Genomic DNA, 837 nt, shown 5'->3' with positions numbered 1-837 from the left:
GTTACTTACTAAATTCAGGTCTGTTTTCTTTGGTAAAAATCTTCTTATCAAGCCTATTCTGTTCTCAACAGTTCCTTTATCTTGTGAGGTGTAGGGTCGGGTGAAATAGGTTTTGATATGGTGTTTTTCGGCTATTTGTTTGTGTCCGGCAAACTCTTTTCCGTTGTCAAAAGTCATGGTTTTGATCCAGCTGCTACCTATTCTGGATATTCTTTTATTGATTAATTCTTGAATGTTTTGAGCGTCTTTTCCTTGCAATTTGTCTAAGGTGGTTACCAAAGTTGCTCGGTCTGTCATCACTAATAGAGCTGATTTGTGGTCTTTCCCCATCATTAAATCGACTTCGATGTCTCCCAATCTTTCTCGTTGTTCAACTACTTTTGGACGTTTCTCAATGGATACTCTGTCTTTGATTATACCTCGGGTTTGTTTATAGTTGCCTCTTTTGAATCTGCGCCTGCCATGTCTTAAAAATTTATACAGATTTTTATAGGGCGCGTCAGCTCTGCGATTACTCTTTTTACAGTCCCATATCCATTGATAGATGCATTCTAGAGAAACACCCTGAACGCCCATGCACTTCCATTCTACAGCAATCAATTCTGGACTTAGTTGTTCATTCTTTAACCAATTAGCTGCCTGATTTTTAAGCGACTTTGTGAATTTTACTGCCTTGTTTTTTTGTTTGTGCCTTAAACTTGTTTTTTCTTGCGCCAAATCAGGAATATAGCTACCTGCGTGTAGACCACGCTTGCCAATATTTCTTTGTAATTCACGCGTGATGGTAGATTTATGTACGCCTATTAAATCAGCAATATCTTTTTTGCTTTTTCCTGC

1 protein-coding gene is annotated in these 837 nt (G+C 38.1%); it reads right to left on the bottom strand.

Translation table 11 applies throughout. The features are described from left to right. On the bottom strand, nucleotides 1–837 hold an 837-nt coding region (locus HX088_RS13860), incomplete at both ends, for an IS30 family transposase (RefSeq protein WP_286484483.1).

Source organism: Empedobacter sp. 225-1 (assembly GCF_030328185.1).
Taxonomy (GTDB): Bacteria; Bacteroidota; Bacteroidia; order Flavobacteriales; family Weeksellaceae; genus Empedobacter; species Empedobacter stercoris.
This window is presented reverse-complemented; position numbering and strand designations above follow the sequence as displayed.